The sequence below is a fragment of the Candidatus Rickettsia kedanie genome (genome assembly GCF_045865205.1).
In the GTDB taxonomy this organism is placed as follows: Bacteria; Pseudomonadota; Alphaproteobacteria; order Rickettsiales; family Rickettsiaceae; genus Rickettsia; species Rickettsia australis.
Map to the genome: position 1 here is coordinate 56,933 of NZ_BAABMM010000034.1, position 19,406 is coordinate 76,338.

Below are 19,406 nucleotides of genomic sequence, written 5' to 3' on the forward strand. Positions count from 1 at the left end.
ATATATAGAAATAACTTTATATGTGCTATGAAAAATATTATTAGACATCTTGCCAAACCAGCTTATAGAGAGGAATTTAAAGGAGACACGGAAGTTCTTGCCACCATAGACATATGTGAGGATGCGAGTCTAGACTCGACGTCTAAATTACCTCTAGAAGCGAAGTTTGGGAAGATGTCTATTGCTTTAATTTGTTTTGTGATTGTTAGTAGTAATTGCTTTGCCTCCGAGCCGTTACCTTGGCAAGTAACGTTTCAGCCTCCGGCAAGTCTGATTATGGAGGAATTACATCATTTTCATAATTTTCTGCTTTATATCTCAACAGCTATTGTTTTATTTGTTGCTGGATTACTTGGCTTTGTATGTATCAGATTTAATGCAAAAAATAACCCTGTACCGGCAAAATTTTCACATAATGTCTTAATAGAAATAATTTGGACTGTAATACCTATTATAATTTTAGTTATTATTGCAGTACCGTCTTTTAGAATATTGCGTCATGCTGAAAAAATACCCGAAACAGATTTAACTATTAAAGTAGTAGGTTATCAATGGTATTGGCATTATATATATCCTGATCATGATAATTTAGAATTTGATAGCGTAATGATCTCTGATGAGAATCTAAAACCTGGCCAGAAACGATTATTGGATGTTGATAATCGAATTATTATCCCTGAAAATGCTACCGTAAGATTTCTCATTACCGCAGGTGATGTAATACATAGTTTTGCCGTTCCGTCACTTGGTTTTAAAATAGACGCAGTCCCAGGCAGAATAAACGAAACCTGGACAAGAGTGGCGAAAAAAGGAGTATATTACGGACAATGCTCCGAACTATGCGGCATCAATCATGGCTTCATGCCGATTGCTATAGAAGTAGTAAGCAAAGAGGATTTCGACAATTGGATTGCAAGCAAGAACAAGACGACCACGAATGGCGAGCATCCAAAATTGGCGGCTAACTAATTATATGATAATAAGTGAAGAAGAGTAAATCATCATGATGTAGCTGATTGGCCTGAGTAGGAAAAAACTTTTTTATCTTATAGATGTAGGGCGTTATGAAGATTATGATGATGCAATAGATTTTCTTGCTACAAATTTAAGGAATCCGGAAGAATTATCGCAAGCTGCAGCAATTCAAGCTTTAGGTTTTTTAAGTACGTAGATTTTATAATATTAAAGAGGATTTAATATTACCATTATTATTTGAAAACTTGAAAAGCAGTAATAAACGCATTTATGGAGAAACTCTTGATTTATTCTGTGATATTGAGAGTTGTGTACCAAGACTAAAAAGAAAAATTTATTTAGCATATGTTGAAAATGGAGTTGATTTTTTACTGGTAAAAAATTAAAAAAGTTTACTGATAAAGGTTTAATCTATTCTTTAAATAATGAAGAAGAAAAAAGCGTTTATTTTAAGCTTCTGTCAAAACTCCTTAAATTATCAGGAAGCTTTAGAAGTTTATGTATATTTTCTTAGAAAAAATGAAAGTGAGGAAATAAATATAGCAGCTTTTAAAGGACTTACCTATATAGTCTTTAGGTTCAGAACAATAAAGTTTAAGAACGTGTTACCTTTTATCAGAAAATATGTAAGTTATTCTATGGGAATGGGAACAAAATGTGAATATCTATATGCTGCATCACTTTTGCAGGATGTAATACCGAAATTACGTATGAAAGCAATTACATTTTTAAAAAAATATTCTTATGTTCATTTAATAGCATCAACATTTGTAAATTACGTAATAACTAAAAATAAACCAAGAGATCAAATTAAACTCGAGAAAATACTAAAATTACACTTAAATAACCTTAAAAGGATAAAGATTCAGTATAACATTCCTGATTTTTAAGGAAAATAATACAATATTTTTATGTCATTCCCGTGAAAACGGGAATCCAGAAAAATTTATAGTCATCTTGAATTTATTTCAGTATCTACTAATTAAGAGAGAGATACGGCAAACTTGTTTAGCATGACAAAGAAAAGCCTGAATTCCTACTTTTGCAGGAATGACATATAGCACTTTTTTAGAACCAAACAACAATAACATAATTGCATACAAGAACAAACAAAGTGAAAAATTAAAACAGGCAAAATAATAATTATGGATATAACTACTACCGAAATTTATCACGATGACCACCACATCCCGCACGGTTGGAGGAGATGGCTTTTTTCTACCAATCACAAAGATATCGGCATTATGTATATCATATTTGCCGTTTTTGCCGGAATTGTCGGAGGGTTATTTTCTCTTCTATTTAGGTTAGAACTTGCAATGCCCGGCGACACTTTCTTAAATCATGATTTCCAGCTATATAACGTGCTTATCACAGCACATGCGGTTATTATGGTATTCTTTATGATTATGCCGGCTTTGTTTGGTGGTTTTGGTAACTATTTTGTACCTCTATTAATAGGGGCTCCCGATATGGCATTTCCACGCCTTAACAATATCAGTTTTTGGCTACTAGTTCCTGCTTTTCTCTTACTTATGGGTTCGGCTTTTGTTGACGACGGACCGGGAACGGGCTGGACGCTCTACCCTCCTTTAAGTAATTTGAGCGGTCACCCGGGGGCAGCAGTCGATATGGCTATTTTCAGCTTACATTTAACAGGTCTATCGTCAATCCTCGGATCAATTAACTTAATTGTTACTATCTTTAATATGAGAGCTCCAGGCATGGGTCTTTTCAAGATGCCTTTATTTGTTTGGTCTATCTTAGTAACTGCATTTCTGATAATCTTAGCTATGCCGGTGCTTGGCGGGGCTATCACTATGCTCCTTACCGATCGTAACTTTGGCACCACTTTCTTTAAGCCTGACGGCGGCGGTGATCCTGTATTATTTCAGCATCTATTTTGGTTTTTCGGTCATCCTGAAGTATATATCGTAATACTTCCAGGTTTTGGTATAGTAAGTCAGGTGATTTCAACTTTTTCACGCAAACCTATATTCGGTTATCAAGGTATGGTCGGAGCTATGGTAATAATCGGTTTCGTTGGATTTATCGTATGGGCTCACCATATGTTTACTGTTGGGCTTTCTTATAATACACTTATATATTTCACTGCCGGAACGATGATTATAGCAGTTCCGACAGGCATTAAAATATTTAGCTGGATAGCGACTATGTGGGGCGGTTCTATTACATTCCCAACTCCTATGTTATTTTCGATAGGATTTATTATATTATTCACGATTGGCGGCGTAACCGGTATAATCCTATCAAATTCGGCACTTGATAGAGTTCTGCACGATACATATTATGTTGTTGCACATTTCCATTATACGATGTCGCTCGGTGCTTTATTTACGGCATTTGCAGGCTTTTATTATTGGTTTGGAAAAATATCCGGTAAACAATATCCGGAAATTTTAGGCAAAATCCATTTTTGGATTACATTTATTGGTGTTAATTTAACTTTCTTCCCGCAGCATTTCTTAGGTCTTGCGGGCATGCCAAGAAGAATACCGGACTACCCTGAAGCTTTCGCCGGCTGGAATATGGTTTCATCCATAGGAGCAGGTATCTCTATGGCGGCAGCTCTTTATTTTGTATTTATCGTTTTCTATACGCTAAAATACGGCAAAAATTGTCCAGCAAATCCTTGGGGTGACGGTGCTGATACGCTTGAGTGGACGCTTACCTCACCACCACCGTTCCATACTTTTGAAACACCACCGCATATTGAGGGGTAATCGTGGTTTTGGTGGATGCCAAATCGTCATTGCGAGAAGTTGCGTTAGCAATGACGCGGCGATCTCAAGAGTTTGTTATTATTTCATGAGATTGCCACGCAGTCTACGACTGCTTGCAATGACAACTTAATGACATAACTTGAAAGAAAAATAATAAAACGATACCAAAATGAAAAAGAAACCGATAATAGGTGTTACACCTGATTTAGCTCAAAATTGTGAAAAATATACTTACGCTGCTTTTCCATGGTATGCCTTGCGAAGAAACTATACCGATGCAATTATTGCAGCCGGTGGTGTACCGCTATTATTACCTTATCAAACTGATACAATAAATCAGCTTATGGAATTTGTTGACGGTGTTGTAATTCCAGGCGGTGATGAAGACATACATCCTAAATTTTATGAGCCGGAATACGCCGAAGATGCAGTAATTTCTAATGAAGAACGTGATAATTTTGAGATATTAGTTTTAAAGAAAGCATTAGAGAGAGATATTCCGGTTTTAGGAATATGCCGAGGTATGCAGTTATTAAACGTTATTTTTAAGGGTACGCTTATTAAACATATTCCTGATTATATTGAAACTATAATTAACCATACACAACCTTCACCTAAAAATATAGTTTCACATGCAATTAGTATAGAAGCAAATACTAAACTTGCTAAAATAGCTAATAATCAGCTACAAACTATGGTTAATTCGACTCATCACCAGGCTGCTAAACAACTTGGTAATGATCTTATCATATCTGCAACAGCAGAAGACAGTATAATTGAAGCCATTGAATCAACGAAACATAAATTTGTTATCGGCGTTCAATGGCATCCTGAATATCTTAACGATAATGGAGTAGATTTAGAATTATTTAAAGAACTCGTAAAAGCTAGTAAGTAAATATTAGTTTTCAACATAATTAGATGAACATATTACAAACACTTTATTATATTCATATCCAAGCGGCCAACAACATACGGAATTTTTAGAGCATTCACATACGAAAGTAGCACCTCTACCATTGTCTCCCAGTTGATACTGACCATAAATTACAGGTCCACATTAGTTCTTGTCAAGCAATTGAATATTTTACTCGATTATCTTGCACATCCCATTGTTGTAAACAGCCGCTAATAATACAATTCATTTCAGCTGCAAATGGTTTAACCAATTTTTGTATTACCAAATCTTCTTGTTGTTCTACTTGTATGTTATCATAATAAGCTATATGTGAGTTTAAATTATTAGCATAAGCTCATGATGTTATAGAGATTATAATAGTAAATAATATAATAAAAATTTTCACATGATACCTTATTTATAAAATTGAAATTAATATATTTTAAGATACTCAATAAGAAACTAATAATCAAATATTATTTATTGTACTATATTATAGTTTTAAATAAGATTTGTTTCGGACCTTGGATCTGCTATATTATCGTAAAAACATTATTTATGACTGCTGATTATTCTTTTTTGACAAGTTTTGCTGAGTATATCATTGATAAATTAGAGAAAGGTACAGAAGTTCAAATAATATTGCCTAATCATTTCTCATGCCTAGAATTAAAGACAATTTTGGCCGATAAATATAAAATCAAATTACCTGTCATTATTCCTTTTAATTCTCTTATTTCAAAAAAAACCGATTCGGATTATGTATCTAAAATAGAAGAACTTCTTATTATATCAAAAATAATTACAGAATATAAAGACTTACAATGTAATAAAAATGAATCATTAAAAGCTGCAGAAATTCTAAGAAAATTGTTTAATGATCTTATAATCAATAATATCGATATAAAATTAATTGAAGTCTATAACAATTCTAACTATTGGCAAAAGATTTATAAATTTCTAGAATATTGCTTTTTAAGATGGCAAGAAGAAATATCATTTACTCAAAAACAAACTAAAGCAGCTTATAAATTGAAGCTATTACACGAAGAAATAATAAGGATAAAGAATAGGAATAAGCAAATAATACTCGCCGGAATGTTCAAGCCTAATGTGTTTTTAAAAAGATTTGAAGAAGAATTAAAGAATTACATAATTCACTATAATCCAGCCTCCAAGAAGATTAGCGATGGTATATCTTATTATGAACCTAATGACATTTATGAAGAGGCTAAACAAATAGCTTATATATGTAGCCGTAATAAAGATAAACGAATAGCAATCATTACAAATAATAATAAACTTAAAAGAGTATATTGCAATTTTTTAGACAGATACGAAGATCTACTAGGTAATGACTTAAGGCTTACTAATATAGGTGAATTACTAACTTCCATTATTAAAATATTATGTAATAATTTTGATTTAAAACTCCTATTTTTATTACTTAAAAATCCTTTAATCAGTAATCCTACACAGCTCAATTCAGCAAACTTCAGACAAGATGAATTTAAGAGTAAGTCTGCGGAGTGTAGAATATCAAGCTTTGTGAATGATGCTGTGCAGAAGTTAGAGTTAATGCTATCTAATAAAAACCGTTTTATATCCTCACCTAAATATTTATTGCAATTACAATTTGATAACGAGGATACAAAAGAATATTGTCGTAACTTAATAGATATTTTATTTACCGATAACCCACATAATATACTAGATATTCTAACCTTAACTAAAGAAATAGCTGAAAAACTTTTGCCTACTATTTGGGAAAAAGCAGGAGGAGCAGAACTAGTTGAGTTTTTAACAAATTTAACTGCATATAGCAAATATATAAATTCAACGGATAAAAAGGATTTTCCTAAAATTTTTTCTTTTTTACTCTCTAATATCAAATATTATAAAAATACTGACTCTACTAGTATTACTATAGGAGGGCCTGAAGATTTAGCATTATGTGCATTCGACTTAATTATATTACCGCATTTTAATAATGAAAACTGGACACCTACCGCTAAAGCTCACCCATGGCTTAGCAAGAAAGCCTTGCAGATACTAAATATAGATTACAATGAAATCACCCCTACTCTATATTCAGATTATTTCAATTTGTTTCTACAAAACAAACAAGTAATTATACTAAACGCTAAAAAATATGATGGTAAGTTGTCAGTGCCGAGTAATTTATTTTTGAGGTTACAGAATGTCATCCCTATACCATATTATGTCATCCCGCGACTTGATCGCGGGATCCACAAAATAATAGATACCGTGGTCAAGCCACGGTATGACAATAGACCCACAGCACAAAGCACTTCTTTCCCAAGCGTCTTATCAGTAACCGACATAGAAACATTAATAAGAAACCCATACGGTTTTTATGCTAAGAAAATCCTTGGACTACGTCAAAAAGATAATATATGGGAAGAGCCTAAAATATCGGATTTCGGTAATTTTATTCATAAAGTTTTAGAGGAATATTCTAAAAATTACGATAAACAATATGTTAATTTAAATTTGCTTGATCAACAAGCTGCTTTAATAAATATCGGTAATCATATTTTATACGGCACTATCTTACCAACTTACACAAAAAAGACTTGGCAAATAAAACTCACGGCTTTCAGTAAAGCTTTTATTTTATTTGATATAGAACGCCGCAAAAACTGTAAAGAAATCTATTTTGAAACTAAAGGGGAATTACGACTAAATATTGCAGGTCAAGATATAAAAATAATCGGTATAGCTGACCGAATTGAAATAAGTAAATCCAACAATATAACTATAATGGATTATAAAACTGGTACTATTCCGACTAAGAAAGCAATAGAGCTTGGACTATCTCCGCAACTTATTATTGAAAGTTTGATGTTACTAGAAAACGGATTTATAACCCTCGATGTCACCCCGTGGCTTGACCACGGGGTCCACAAAAAAATTCAAAAAGACTGGATCCCGCGATCGAGTCGCGGGATGCTAGAGGTTGAAGTGAGCCATGCAACAAGACCCAACAAGGGGAATCCAGAAATCAGTATCGCCTACGTGAAAATAACAAGTACCGAACCTTATGTGCAAACAACGGAAATAGCTTTAAGCATCGAGACTTTAAATAAACATAAAGCAGGATTAATAAGACTACTTGAATATTACGTTACAAATAAGTCTTTTTCTTATGATTTGAATTTATCAAAATATAATGATTATTTACATTTGATTAGGCAGAGTTAATTATAACAGCCGTCATTGCAATCTCGTACCAAAGTCCTCAGAGATTGCCACACTCCCTACGGTCGCTCGCAATGACGGATTAGGTACTGCTCACAATGAATCTTACAATCCAATAACTAACTTAAATCCTTTATTCTTCCCCATGATAATCTTACTATCCGTATTATAAATAATCGGATCATTAATTTTTTCATGACCGAATCTATTTGTTTTAAATACCGGAATATTTAAATTATCCGCAAAATTACGAAGCACTAACATTGTGGCGTCAAGATCTTTACCAAATGAACCAAATATTATAGCTTTAACATCCTCAAGTAACCCTGCTTGCTTTAAGTGTAAAAGCTCACGATCTAATCTAAAAGGAGCTACATTCACATCTTCTAAGAAAAGAATTTTGCCTTTGGTCTTTATTTGCCAACTCGTTCCTATACTAGTTTGCACCATAGTTAAGTTACCGCCTGTTAGTTTGCCATTAACAAGATCACTTGATTTTGCTATATTGTTAAGAGGTACTAAGTTCTCTATATTAACCTGCTTTACCTTACCTTTTAATATTTCAGCAAGCTTGGTAAAATTACTTTGATCTTTATCAGTTTTTAATAAGTCAGCTATATTACTACCGTGAATAGTTTTCCATCCCCATTCTTGTGATAGAAAAAGATGTAAAGCCGTTATATCGCTATATCCTATCAAGAGTTTCTCTTTATTTGGTTTTGATAGCTTTAGTAAACCTGGAATTATTCTAGCAGAGCCATAACCACCTCGTAAACTCCATACTATATTATCAGACTCATCAAATAAGGCATCCCGCAGGCAATTAAATCTTACTTCATCGCTACTTGCAAGAAATGGTAGCTTACCTTTAGAAAAACACTTAGAAGGAATTTGTAAATTTAAGCCATTAATATTTTTTAAATCCGATAAAGTCTCATTATCAGTACCTGTTGCCGGAGCAACAACAGTAATATGGAGATTTTTTAGGTTAGTAGCAGCAGAAAAAGCTGATATTGAAAAGAATAATATTATTAGTAAAGATAAATTTTTAAGAATCATGAATATCATTGATAGGTATTGTTATATGCACAGGTAAAACTACTATGTCATGCCGTGGCTTGACCACGGCATCTAGTCTTTATTTTATTTTTGCTAGATACCCGTGGATAAACCGGCATGACAGAGGAAAGAAATTATTCTAAATACGAATAATCTCCACCAGTAATATTAACTTCTTCATCTTTTAGCTCCTCAAGGCTAAAATTGCTGTAAGTATTAAACTCCTCCTTAATACCTAATACTTCCGATATAGAACGTACTTCATTTAACTCTTTAGAATCATTATAAAAATCGTAAGCTAACTTTAATGCTATTTCTTTTTTCACAAGCTGATTGATTTCAGGAGTTAACTTCCTTAAATAAAAATCTAAATTTTGTGGGTTATATATTGCGTCTATAATTTTCTTAACATCAATTGTTTTACCATTATTAAGCGTTACTTTAGATGCTAGTAATTGTGATATAACTTCTATATCATCATCGTAATCTGCATCTGACGTGTTACCTTTAAAGTCACTAGAATTTATACTCTCTGATGAAGCCTGAGAGGTCGTAGCTTTATTTGAATCATCGCTTATTCTAAGATTTCCTATTTTAGTCCATAGCTGCTCAGCTGAATCACAACCACTACCAGTATGACTTTTTGTATCTCGCCATGCTTGCATTCCTGATAATATTTCTGATATTACCTTATTAGTGTCTGGTGTCGGTACAGTAATATTATGCTTCTTAATATTAACATCAAGTGCATTTTTGGTACTAGTATCCAAGTTAGATACTAAGTTTTCATACTGGGCTGGGTTATTTTTAGCTTCTTTCAAAGTGCTTACTATTTTCTTAAATATTTGTACTATTTCTGGATGACTACCCGTAGTGCTTGTCATCCAATCCCATTTAAAATATTCAAACCCGCTGGTAGCATGATTTGGAACTTCAACATGTGCAAATTTATGGTCATATCTAATGCCTATTAAATCAAGATCTTTTTTATATTTCTTTACTTGAGTATCGGTATCATTACGCTGTTTCTTAAAGTGTTGCTCTAATTTTTTCATACTCTCCTCCTTAATTCATATTGTTCATCAGTTTCCCGATCATACTTATATATTACTATATGTCAAAATAAAACACTAATAAAAACTAAACAATTCTCAGCTATAAGCTGAGAGGTTATAAAGTGGAATCGATTAGAAATCGATCATCATTAATAGGCTCACCTTCTTGCTCATCAATATACTGCTGTATCATTTCATCAGTAATATTACCCGCACTAACTGCCATATAACCTCTAGCCCAAAACTGCTTGCTCAAATGAGCAAATTCTTGCAATAATATTCTTGAGCTACTGCCCTTAAATACTGCACAATTTTGCTAAGTGTTATTTGCGGTCTATACGAGATAAACATATGAACATGATCACAAGCTACTTTGCCTAAAATTATATGTACTTCATGTTTCATACAAATCCGCCTCAATAAATCTCTAGCTCTCTCCGCTACCTTTCTCGTTAATACCCTCTTTCTATACTTTGGTATCCATATAATGTGTACTTTCAAATCATACTGGCTATGGCTACTTTTTCTATAACTCCTCATATCTCTTTATAAATTCGTTGCCAAGGTAACTTCATTATATCTTCCCTTCGCCTTTAGGCGAAGGGATTTCTTATCCCCGATAGGGACACATTAAGTTTTTTTTATATCGCAAGCATGTAAGTCACGCTTAAAGTACAAGTTACTATTCTTATTTAAGATTACCCTATAAATCTGAACATTTTCAAGTACTCTTTGAACGTAATCTCTTGTTTCTCGATAAGGTATAAGTTCTATCCAGTCAACAACCTTTCTTGTATCTTTTATATCCCTTGGATCACCGAATCTATCGATCCATTTTACTACCTTATGACTCCCTGCATTATAAGAGGCGATAGATAAAATATACGAACCTTTATGATCATCTAATAATTTTTTGAAATAATGTGAACCAAGCTTGATATTATATACCGGATTCCTAGTTAAATCTGCTACATTACATTTCATATTTATAGATTTTGCGGTATCACAAGCAGTACCCTTAATAAGCTGCATCAGCCCCATGGCATTTGCATAACTCACGGCCCTATGGTTAAAGACCGATTCTTGTCTAATTATTCCATAAGTTAAATGAGGTGGGATAGGCAAACCTCCTAGATTATAAGGCGTTGGAAAAGCACAATTCAGAATAAAAGCATTATTTTGGGCAGCAATTTTTGCCACCTCAACCATATGGTTAGTATTATTATTTGCTTTAATAATATTCACAATTATTTGAATTTCTGCAGGATTTTTAGTGTTTTTAATCGCTGCTTTGGAATATATCATGGCTAAATTATTCTTATTATATTTAACCAGTAACCTTATCACTTTGATAATCTCTTTATTCTCGATATTTTTCCTTGCTTCAGAAGTTATTACAGGAATAGGAGGTAAAACTAATTTTGTTCTATTTAATTCAACATTTGCTACCTGTCCGTAAAAGGTAAAAGAATATTTGGCTGCCTGCTCGTAAAATTTTCTAGCCGTTTGCTTATCGCCTTTTGCTTCATAAGTACGACCGAGCCAATAAAATCCACGTGCTAAACTAATCGGGGTTTTAACAACTTTAATAAACTTATTAAAATGTACTAATGCTTGATCAGGCTTTTTTAAAAAGCTTAAAGAAAGCCAACCCGCAAGCCATTCCTGCTCTCTTATAGTTTCAGGACAAGTAGCAAATGGCATCGTTGCCATTCTATAACTATTTACAAAATCTTTGTAATCGATGAATTGACGAGCATAATAGGACTGAATGCGACACCATTTTGCAAAATGTTTACGGTTATTTTTAGCCTTCTTAAATAAAGAAACATCTCCACTTGTCGGTTTTTGTGTCTTTTTAGAATCTAAATAACGATATAACAAACCGGAAGTATAGTATTTTTCAGGAACATTTTTAAAAAGCTTTTCAGCATTTGGTGATTTACCTATAATCGCAATTTGTGCTTTAAAAGAATTACGATAACCTTGATCTACATATTTCAGGGATTGCTCGGCAGACCTAATATTATTTTTCCATAAATGCTCTTCTATCCGCTCTAAATGATCATTTGCAGTTAAATATTTATGCCACTTATTGTAATATACATTTTCTTCTTCAGGAGTGAAATTGGCATATACCCAAGCCTCTTTAATAATAGGTAGTAATATCTTCTGATCTTCGATTAAACTACTTGCAGCTGCCGCATAAAATTTATAACCTTTGCCTGTAATAGGAGGATGTTTACTAAACCAATCAAAAATTACTTTTTTATTTGTATTATTATTTAGATATTCTTCCGCTCTTTCTTCAAGCAGCTTGTTTTGAGGCCAATCCGGGTTATTGCGTAAAAATCTTATTACATGTTCAAAACTATTATCTGAATATTTATGATCTAAATATTTCTGAGACAGTACAATTTTTGTTAAAACTTTACTATTTACCTCTAGAGCTAAATCTTCAGCTTGTGACCAATTTTGTTGATCGATATAGGTCAAAACTTGCTTAACATTATCTACATAATCAGCATTTACCCCAGTTGTCATCCCGTGGCTTGACCACGGGATCCAGTTCAAAGCTAACAAAAATATAGAAGTTAATAATTTTATTGTGCTTTTCATCAGTTGTATGATTTGTTGCATGGATACTGGAGTCGTCATTGCGAGAAGAATTACGTAGTAATTCGACGAAGCAATCCAGTTAAAAATTCTAATTTACAGAATTTTTTAAATCTTTTTCTAGATTGCCACGCTCTCTACGGTCGCTCGCAATGACAATTAGGGTAATACCCATTTGCAATAACGTTTTTAGAATCCTTAAACACCCGTAGAACCAAAGCCACCGCTACCACGCATCGTTGCCGTAAGGCTACTACTTTCTTCCCATAATATACGTTCGTACTTGGATATTATCATTTGAGCAATTCGCATCCCTTTTTCTATAGCGAAATCTTCTTTACCAAGATTAATAAGAATCACCTTTATTTCGCCTCTATAATCTGCATCAATAGTACCGGGTGAATTAGCAACCGTAATACCGTGTTTAACGGCAAGACCCGAACGAGGTCTTATCTGTGCTTCAAATGAGTCAGGTAATGCTATAGCGATGCCGGTTGGAATTAGCTGTATTTCACCTACTTTTATTGTTATAGGTTGCTCATTTGCGGCTATTAAATCCATCCCCGCACTATGCTCTGTAGCATATTCCGGCAAACTACCTAAAAAATTTTCTAATTTCTTAATTTTAACTTGCGTTATATTCATAATACTTCTCATAAGTGAAGAGTTGATATACGAAGATCAACTTGGAAAAGAGCAAGGAGTTTGCACGCCGAGGAGCGGAGCGTACAAAAGTACGTGAGCATCCGAGGACTTACAAAGACATTGTCGCCAATTTTTCAAGTTCTATCTTAGTATATTTATTTTATATCAAATTTATCGTTAATAATTTTATTTTCTACCGCATCAATTAAAGAATTAGCAAGATTATCGGTTAATATCTTACTTCCCATACCAAGCTTCTTTTTAAGCCAAGGCTGTTTAGCACACAGATATTGAAACTTAATATTATCGCCGAATTTTTCTTTCATTATGCTATACATATCACCTATGCCGTCAATTAAACCGTAATCGAGAGCAGTTTGTCCTGCCCAAAATTCACCGTTAAATAAAATCTCGTCTTGCTGTGTTAACTTCCCTACTCTTCTTGTTTTTACATATTCTACAAAATGCTCGTAAACCTGCTTTTGCAAATCTTTGATAATTTTAAGGTCCTCTTTATTAATAGGTTTAAAAGGATCTAAAATTGCTTTATTTTTTCCTTCCGTATAAACTCTACGCTCTATTCCAAGTTTATTAATCGCTTCATGGAAACCAAATCCGCTTGACACTACTCCAATACTACCTATAACCGAACTATAAGAAGCATATATCCAGTCACCGCTGCAAGCAAGCCAATATCCGCCTGAAGCCGCCATATCTTCAATAAAACTATAAATTTTTATTTTATTTTCTTTAGCAAGGTCACGAATACGTTTCGCAATAAGTTCAGATTGTACCGGAGAACCGCCGGGAGAATTAATAATTAAACATAATGCTTTTAATTTCTTTATTTTAAAAGCTTTTTCTATTAGTTCATTTAATGATTCTAAAGTAAGTCCCGATTGCATAGTACTTACTTTACCGATAACACCGCTAAGGCGTAACACGGCAATCACTTCTTTAGAATCACCAAAAACCGAAGCAAATAATTGATCTAATTTACTTATCTGCCGTTTGGTTATTATCTGATCAAATTCTGCATTCGCCATAGTTGATTTATTTACTTCATTCATTATTCTACTCGTTTTTAATTATATCCTTTTTTATTGGTGGCAAAGGCTTAGCCGGTTTATTTAGAGATTGCTCGTTATAACTATTTTTAGGTTCAGGATAATTTCCGGGAATGGCAGATAAAATAGTATCTCTAACTTTTTCGTCATACCAATTTGTATTGCCGACAAAGCTAGTGACGATTTTGCCGTTTGGGTCTATTAATATACTAGTCGGTAAACTAACAACCCCTGAGGCTTTAAATAATTCATTTCTATAATCATGATAAATCGGCAAATATCTTATTTGATAACTTTTAAAATATTCTTTAACAACTTTTATGTCTTGATAATCTTCTGAAATCGGAATTACTGAAAAAGGTAATTTCCTAAAATCTTTTTGTAACGTATCAAGGTCAGGCATTTCTTTGACACAAGGAGCACTCCAAGTAGCCCAAAATACTAACAATATAGTCTTGCCTTCAAACTGATCAAGAGAATATTGATTTTTTTCTTCATCAAAAAACATTATATTATCAGGAACGCTTGAACCTCTTAAAAATTCTAATTTATCCTTAGGCTTCTCATAGAGCTTAGCATGAATTTTAGGAATAAAAATTATTATAGATAATAAAAACACTATAATGTATATAAGATATTTATTACAATTTCTTAAGGTCATATAATAATTTATAGTAATGAAGACATTTTATTTATTCGTATTAGCACTTACATTATGTAGTTGTGGTATAAAAAAGCCTTTAGAAGCACCGCATGATGTCATCCCCAAAAACCTATATATGTCATTCCTGCGAAAGCAGGAATCCAGTCAAGCCTATAAAGACTTGTTTTTATAGGCTTATTTTATCAAGTATGTAATTATTATGGGATTCCCGCTTTCGCGGGAATGACACAAGAGCGAGGAAATTACATACTACTTTTCTAATACCTCTTAAGCGTCGTACCTTGTAATACTAAATCAAAACAATAAGACGGCATATTTTCTTGCAGTGCGATCAATATCGGATTTACTTCACCACACTCATTATCACACATATTTTTATCAGATAAGTCTAAGCGTGTTTCAAGAGTAGTAAGACTGGGATGCTCTATTCTTATGTTTGCACTTCTCAAATAACAAGAAGATTTATAAGGCAACATACTAATGAAATAATATTCTCCTTTATTATTAGTAGTAGCAATACCGGAACCGGTAAAGCTTGAATCGCTTTTACTTGTAAATCTTCTTTTATCAACTCTAGTTTTTAAAGGTTCATAAGGGTACTTACCTCCGCTTCCTACTTGCCATAAATAAACTTTAGCATCTGCAACAGGCACACAATTTTGATCTAATATTTTTCCTTTAATTAATATCCTTTCACCGTCAAATTTTGATAATCTTCCTGTTTTACGTAATAAATTATTAGTAGTCTCAAAAACTTTCGGTTCATAATCATTAAATATATTTCTAGTAATTTGACAACGATTAAGCTTATTAGGGTAAGTTTTAGAAGCAGCCAATATGTTTAATGTCCATAAACATAAAAAACAAACTATAAATTTTTTCACTTTTCACCACTATATTTAGAAAATTCTGCATCTAAATTTAAATCAATTATTTTTATTAATCAAATTATTTTTATTCTCATTTGATTATTAAGTAATTGATTGTTATAGTAAACTTTGTTGTACTAAAAACATATACTCCTGATAAATGGCAGAGTAGATAGACGAAGTTTAATTTGGAAAAGAGCAAGGAGTATAAAGTCCTCGGAGCGGGGCGTATATATAAATACGTGTGCACCGTAGCTCTTATAATACGACATACAGCTTATTTCAGAAAGTTCTAGACAGATGAATTTCAAGGCGAGCCTGCGGAGCGTATAATAATACGTGAGCAAAGGCGAGTCCTGTAAAATTCGCTTGTATTGAGCTTTCTGAAATAGCTACAGCCAATTTTTCAAATTAAATGACTATATATGCAGAAATTTTTATCTTTAATCATTGTAATCCTAATACTTTACAATATAGTAAAGTTAAAAATATCTCCCGACAACAATAATCCTACCACTATAGAGCAAACGGCTTCAAATAATTCATCTACCGATGAAAACCAAACTAGTATAAATAATGAACCACCTATTTTATTAAACGGTAATTTATTTGAACGTACGGTTTCAAAAATAGTAATAAATGCTCTTAAAACCGAAGCAGGGAAAGCATTTTTTGAAAATATTTTACAACCGTTAAATGGACCTATTAATCCTAATGATTACACTATTGAAGTACGTCAGGATTTAGTAAAAAAACTGTTCAAAATTAATACGCTCGGTAGCGGTAATATCGGTCCCGCGTCTTGCGGACATGTAGTTACCGTATTTTATCAAATATCAGATATGAACAATACTTTAATATCTGAAGATACTAAAACTTTTACTTTAGGCTCTGCTCCTGTAATGCTTGGCTTAGATAATGTAATAATCGGTATGATGGTAGGAGAAGCACGAGAAGCTATTATTCCGGCAAAATATGCCGTTAATAATAGTAATAATATTATCTTCGATGATGCTTATAATTATAAAGTTAATTTAATTTTAAAATCCATATTACCGCAAAATTTTGTCAAAAATAATGAAGTAAAAATTTATGATGATGAGATAGCTTATCGTGTTCCTTTATTATGTGGTGAAAAAGTAAGCTTTAATGCTAAAATTACTCGCTTATCAAATGGTAAAATACTATATGATTCTAAAGCAAAAGGACAACAAATAGAGATGAAAATCGGCGATATTACATATCCTTTAATTTTTTCTTACGCCTTGCAAGGTAAAGTAACGGTTGGAACACGCAGTGTTATTGCAGAAGGCAAAACTTTTAAATCCTTAGGTTCTAATATAAATAAAATTATTTCTCATGAATTATTACCGATAAATGAATATCTTTTACTTGAACTTAATGATTTTAAACAAAATTAAATAAATATGAAACAAACTAAAATATCAGATAATAAAAAACAAAAAAATTATATTTTATTATCTATCCTTGTCATAATGATAATAATTGTATATCTTATAGCATTAATAAAAATTGCAGGATAAATTTTGTAATTATTATAAATTTAAAACTCAAATTAAATTAGTATATAAGAATCTTACTTTAAACTTTAATTAAGCTAGGAGTTTAGTATGGAAATTATTAAAAAAAACAAAAATATTATTATACTAGTAGGTTTGATATTTTTAGCAGTAATTATTTATATCTCTACAAATAAGAGTTATGATAATAAAACAAATGATAATATATTAGAAGTAAAGATAACTATAAAAGATCATAAATTTGTTCCGAATATAGTTGAAGTACCAAAATCTACTAAGATAAGGTTAATTGTTCATAATGAAGATGATACAGTAGAAGAGTTTGAAAGTCATGATTTACATCGTGAAAAAATAGTTATGCCGAATGAATCAATAAATATTATACTTGCACCGCTTAAACCCGGAAAATATGAAATTTTTGGGGATTTTCATCAAGATACGGCTCAGGGTATTATAATTGTTAATGATTAGATAAAAAATATGTTTAAAATTGCTTTAGTAGTGTTTCGTGAATGTTTAGAAATATCCTTATTACTTGGTGTAATACTCGCCGTAACAAAACAAATAGAAAAATCTCGTCTTTATATTATTGCCGGAGTAATGCTTGGAGTAGTCTTTGCTTCAATTTTTGCATTTTTTACCCGTAAATTATCTTTATCTTTTGGCGGAATAGGTGACGAGCTATTCGATTCCGGAATTATGATACTAATAACAATTTTGATTAGCTGGACAATAATATGGATGCAAGGTTATGGTATAAAAGTAACGCAACATATAAACGACTTATCAGTAAAAATTCATGAAGGTAACGCCAGTTGTTTCATGTTAGTTTTTTTAGTTGCTACTACTATATTACGAGAAGGTGCAGAAATTATTATTTTAGTATATAGCATATCTTCAGTTGAAACAATATCAAGCAGTATTTACTTACAAGGAGTGATAATAGGTGCTACAAGTGGCTTCTTACTTGGTTTAGTAATATATTTCGGTTTAATTAAGATTGCTAATCAAAAATATATTTTTAAAATCTCTACTGTATTATTAATACTAATAGCAGGCGGATTTGCAGCAAGTGCTGCAGGTATTTTAACCTCTTCCAGTCTAGTTATGTTTTTATCCGATCAACTTTGGGATAGTTCATGGTTAGTAGCAGATAGAAGTATAATAGGTAAAATCTTACATATTGTTACCGGTTATATTGCAAGACCTAACGGGCTACAAGTACTTGCCTATTTTACTACTATATTACTGATAAATATTTTCATACAAATAAAATTAAGATATTCCAAAAATAACTTAATATCAGTACAAAAAAATGAATCAAATTAATTTTATCAAAGAGAACAATTAAATTAAATATGTTAAAACTTTTATCAGAAATTGGTCCGGTAATAGCATTTTTTGCAGGCTTTTTTTATGGGGGCGGTATACAAAACGCTACTCTTTATATGCTTATTACCTCTGTTATTTGTATTACCATTTGTTATGTTATCGATAAGAAAGTATCCAAGCTTTCTATTATTTCTACGACTGTGTTATTCGTTTCGGGCAGCATTACTTTAATTAGTGGCGATTCAATGTATATAAAAATCAAACCTACTATATTATATGTTATTTTTGGAATAATATTTCTCATGAGCGGTATAAGAAAGAATCCTTTTATCAAATATGCTTTAGAAAGTATAGTACGTCTTAAAGCAGAAAGCTGGATAACTTTAAGCTATAGAACAGCGGCTTTTTTCTTTTTTATGGCTGTAGTTAATGAAATAGTTTGGCGTAATTTCTCAGATGAAACATGGGTAAAATTCAAAGTATTCGGTGTAATACCTATTACTTTTATATTTATTTTACTGCAATTACCTCTTTTATTAAAGAATAAATTACCGGATAGTAAGATATAATATCTTACTATTTTTACTTTATGTCATGCCCGCGTAGGCAGGAATCTAGGGTAAAGCGAGATAAGTCGAGCTTTAAAAAATATTTAAGATTAAGATTTGCTTCAAATAAAGCTTAAAAAGGCTTTAAAGTGAGTGAGTTTTTCGATCCAT

16 protein-coding genes and 1 pseudogene are annotated in these 19,406 nt (G+C 32.1%); 9 read left to right on the forward strand and 8 right to left on the reverse strand.

Annotated features, from left to right (window positions below):
• Positions 1 to 27 precede the first annotated feature (27 nt).
• The 5 genes from coxB (at position 28) to ACKTSD_RS04960 (ending at position 7,842) form a co-directional block, all read left to right on the forward strand.
• Positions 28 to 969, forward strand: a complete 942-nt coding sequence (gene coxB / locus ACKTSD_RS04940) for a cytochrome c oxidase subunit II (RefSeq protein WP_412708251.1) — start codon at positions 28 to 30, stop codon at positions 967 to 969.
• Positions 970 to 1,400: 431 nt separating this feature from the next.
• Complete coding sequence (locus ACKTSD_RS04945; RefSeq protein ID WP_412708252.1) at positions 1,401 to 1,865, forward strand: hypothetical protein; 465 nt, start codon at positions 1,401 to 1,403, stop codon at positions 1,863 to 1,865.
• A 255-nt stretch (positions 1,866 to 2,120) separates the two neighbouring features.
• A complete protein-coding gene (gene ctaD / locus ACKTSD_RS04950; protein ID WP_412708253.1) occupies positions 2,121 to 3,719 on the forward strand; it encodes a cytochrome c oxidase subunit I in 1,599 nt (532 codons plus the stop codon).
• 169 nt (positions 3,720 to 3,888) lie between these two features.
• Positions 3,889 to 4,617, forward strand: a complete 729-nt coding sequence (locus ACKTSD_RS04955; protein WP_412708254.1) for a gamma-glutamyl-gamma-aminobutyrate hydrolase family protein — start codon at positions 3,889 to 3,891, stop codon at positions 4,615 to 4,617.
• A 558-nt stretch (positions 4,618 to 5,175) separates the two neighbouring features.
• Positions 5,176 to 7,842 (forward strand): PD-(D/E)XK nuclease family protein, encoded by a 2,667-nt coding sequence (locus ACKTSD_RS04960; RefSeq protein WP_456237200.1) that lies wholly within the window; start codon positions 5,176 to 5,178, stop codon positions 7,840 to 7,842.
• A gap of 102 nt (positions 7,843 to 7,944) precedes the next feature.
• Here ACKTSD_RS04960 and ACKTSD_RS04975 read toward each other — a convergent pair whose 3' ends face one another.
• The 8 genes and pseudogenes from ACKTSD_RS04975 to ACKTSD_RS05015 all read right to left on the reverse strand — a co-directional run bounded on the left by ACKTSD_RS04975 (position 7,945) and on the right by ACKTSD_RS05015 (position 15,829).
• On the reverse strand, positions 7,945 to 8,898 hold the full coding sequence (locus ACKTSD_RS04975; RefSeq protein WP_412708328.1) for an LD-carboxypeptidase: 954 nt from the start codon (positions 8,896 to 8,898) through the stop codon (positions 7,945 to 7,947).
• A 134-nt stretch (positions 8,899 to 9,032) separates the two neighbouring features.
• Positions 9,033 to 9,953, reverse strand: a complete 921-nt coding sequence (locus ACKTSD_RS04980; RefSeq protein WP_412708255.1) for a hypothetical protein — start codon at positions 9,951 to 9,953, stop codon at positions 9,033 to 9,035.
• A gap of 226 nt (positions 9,954 to 10,179) precedes the next feature.
• Positions 10,180 to 10,493, reverse strand: a pseudogene (tnpA, locus tag ACKTSD_RS04985) (IS200/IS605 family transposase); the annotation flags it as partial.
• Between the two features lie 90 nt (positions 10,494 to 10,583).
• Positions 10,584 to 12,572 (reverse strand): lytic transglycosylase domain-containing protein, encoded by a 1,989-nt coding sequence (locus ACKTSD_RS04990; RefSeq protein WP_412708256.1) that lies wholly within the window; start codon positions 12,570 to 12,572, stop codon positions 10,584 to 10,586.
• 195 nt (positions 12,573 to 12,767) lie between these two features.
• Positions 12,768 to 13,214: a dUTP diphosphatase gene (dut, locus tag ACKTSD_RS04995; RefSeq protein ID WP_412708257.1), complete on the reverse strand. Its 447-nt coding sequence runs from the start codon at positions 13,212 to 13,214 to the stop codon at positions 12,768 to 12,770.
• 155 nt (positions 13,215 to 13,369) lie between these two features.
• Positions 13,370 to 14,284 (reverse strand): S49 family peptidase, encoded by a 915-nt coding sequence (locus tag ACKTSD_RS05005; RefSeq protein ID WP_412708259.1) that lies wholly within the window; start codon positions 14,282 to 14,284, stop codon positions 13,370 to 13,372.
• 4 nt (positions 14,285 to 14,288) lie between these two features.
• The gene (locus tag ACKTSD_RS05010; protein WP_412708260.1) at positions 14,289 to 14,942 is read right to left on the reverse strand and encodes a TlpA disulfide reductase family protein; all 654 of its coding nucleotides are present in this window, start codon (positions 14,940 to 14,942) and stop codon (positions 14,289 to 14,291) included.
• Positions 14,943 to 15,202: 260 nt separating this feature from the next.
• A complete protein-coding gene (locus ACKTSD_RS05015) occupies positions 15,203 to 15,829 on the reverse strand; it encodes a dioxygenase family protein (protein WP_412708261.1) in 627 nt (208 codons plus the stop codon).
• A 410-nt stretch (positions 15,830 to 16,239) separates the two neighbouring features.
• Between ACKTSD_RS05015 and ACKTSD_RS05020 the strand changes: the two genes are divergently transcribed.
• The 4 genes from ACKTSD_RS05020 (at position 16,240) to ACKTSD_RS05035 (ending at position 19,256) form a co-directional block, all read left to right on the forward strand.
• The gene (locus tag ACKTSD_RS05020; RefSeq protein WP_412708262.1) at positions 16,240 to 17,235 is read left to right on the forward strand and encodes an FKBP-type peptidyl-prolyl cis-trans isomerase; all 996 of its coding nucleotides are present in this window, start codon (positions 16,240 to 16,242) and stop codon (positions 17,233 to 17,235) included.
• Positions 17,236 to 17,445: 210 nt separating this feature from the next.
• Complete coding sequence (locus ACKTSD_RS05025; protein WP_412708263.1) at positions 17,446 to 17,826, forward strand: cupredoxin domain-containing protein; 381 nt, start codon at positions 17,446 to 17,448, stop codon at positions 17,824 to 17,826.
• A 9-nt stretch (positions 17,827 to 17,835) separates the two neighbouring features.
• Complete coding sequence (locus ACKTSD_RS05030) at positions 17,836 to 18,684, forward strand: FTR1 family protein (protein WP_412708264.1); 849 nt, start codon at positions 17,836 to 17,838, stop codon at positions 18,682 to 18,684.
• Between the two features lie 29 nt (positions 18,685 to 18,713).
• The gene (locus ACKTSD_RS05035; protein WP_412708265.1) at positions 18,714 to 19,256 is read left to right on the forward strand and encodes a septation protein A; all 543 of its coding nucleotides are present in this window, start codon (positions 18,714 to 18,716) and stop codon (positions 19,254 to 19,256) included.
• The last annotated feature ends 150 nt before the right edge of the window (positions 19,257 to 19,406 follow it).

Excerpts from the sequence above, each read along its gene's own strand:
- ACKTSD_RS05020 (WP_412708262.1), top strand. The coding sequence starts at position 16,240 with ATGCAGAAATTTTTATCTTTAATCATTGTAATCCTAATACTTTACAAT.
- ACKTSD_RS04980 (WP_412708255.1), bottom strand. The coding sequence starts at position 9,953 with ATGAAAAAATTAGAGCAACACTTTAAGAAACAGCGTAATGATACCGAT.
- dut (WP_412708257.1), bottom strand. The coding sequence starts at position 13,214 with ATGAATATAACGCAAGTTAAAATTAAGAAATTAGAAAATTTTTTAGGT.
- ACKTSD_RS04945 (WP_412708252.1), top strand. The coding sequence starts at position 1,401 with ATGAAGAAGAAAAAAGCGTTTATTTTAAGCTTCTGTCAAAACTCCTTA.
- ACKTSD_RS05025 (WP_412708263.1), top strand. The coding sequence starts at position 17,446 with ATGGAAATTATTAAAAAAAACAAAAATATTATTATACTAGTAGGTTTG.
- ACKTSD_RS04955 (WP_412708254.1), top strand. The coding sequence starts at position 3,889 with ATGAAAAAGAAACCGATAATAGGTGTTACACCTGATTTAGCTCAAAAT.
- ACKTSD_RS05010 (WP_412708260.1), bottom strand. The coding sequence starts at position 14,942 with ATGACCTTAAGAAATTGTAATAAATATCTTATATACATTATAGTGTTT.
- ACKTSD_RS05030 (WP_412708264.1), top strand. The coding sequence starts at position 17,836 with ATGTTTAAAATTGCTTTAGTAGTGTTTCGTGAATGTTTAGAAATATCC.
- ACKTSD_RS05005 (WP_412708259.1), bottom strand. The coding sequence starts at position 14,284 with ATGAATGAAGTAAATAAATCAACTATGGCGAATGCAGAATTTGATCAG.
- coxB (WP_412708251.1), top strand. The coding sequence starts at position 28 with ATGAAAAATATTATTAGACATCTTGCCAAACCAGCTTATAGAGAGGAA.
- ACKTSD_RS04990 (WP_412708256.1), bottom strand. The coding sequence starts at position 12,572 with ATGAAAAGCACAATAAAATTATTAACTTCTATATTTTTGTTAGCTTTG.
- ctaD (WP_412708253.1), top strand. The coding sequence starts at position 2,121 with ATGGATATAACTACTACCGAAATTTATCACGATGACCACCACATCCCG.
- ACKTSD_RS04960 (WP_456237200.1), top strand. The coding sequence starts at position 5,176 with ATGACTGCTGATTATTCTTTTTTGACAAGTTTTGCTGAGTATATCATT.
- ACKTSD_RS05035 (WP_412708265.1), top strand. The coding sequence starts at position 18,714 with ATGTTAAAACTTTTATCAGAAATTGGTCCGGTAATAGCATTTTTTGCA.
- ACKTSD_RS04975 (WP_412708328.1), bottom strand. The coding sequence starts at position 8,898 with ATGATTCTTAAAAATTTATCTTTACTAATAATATTATTCTTTTCAATA.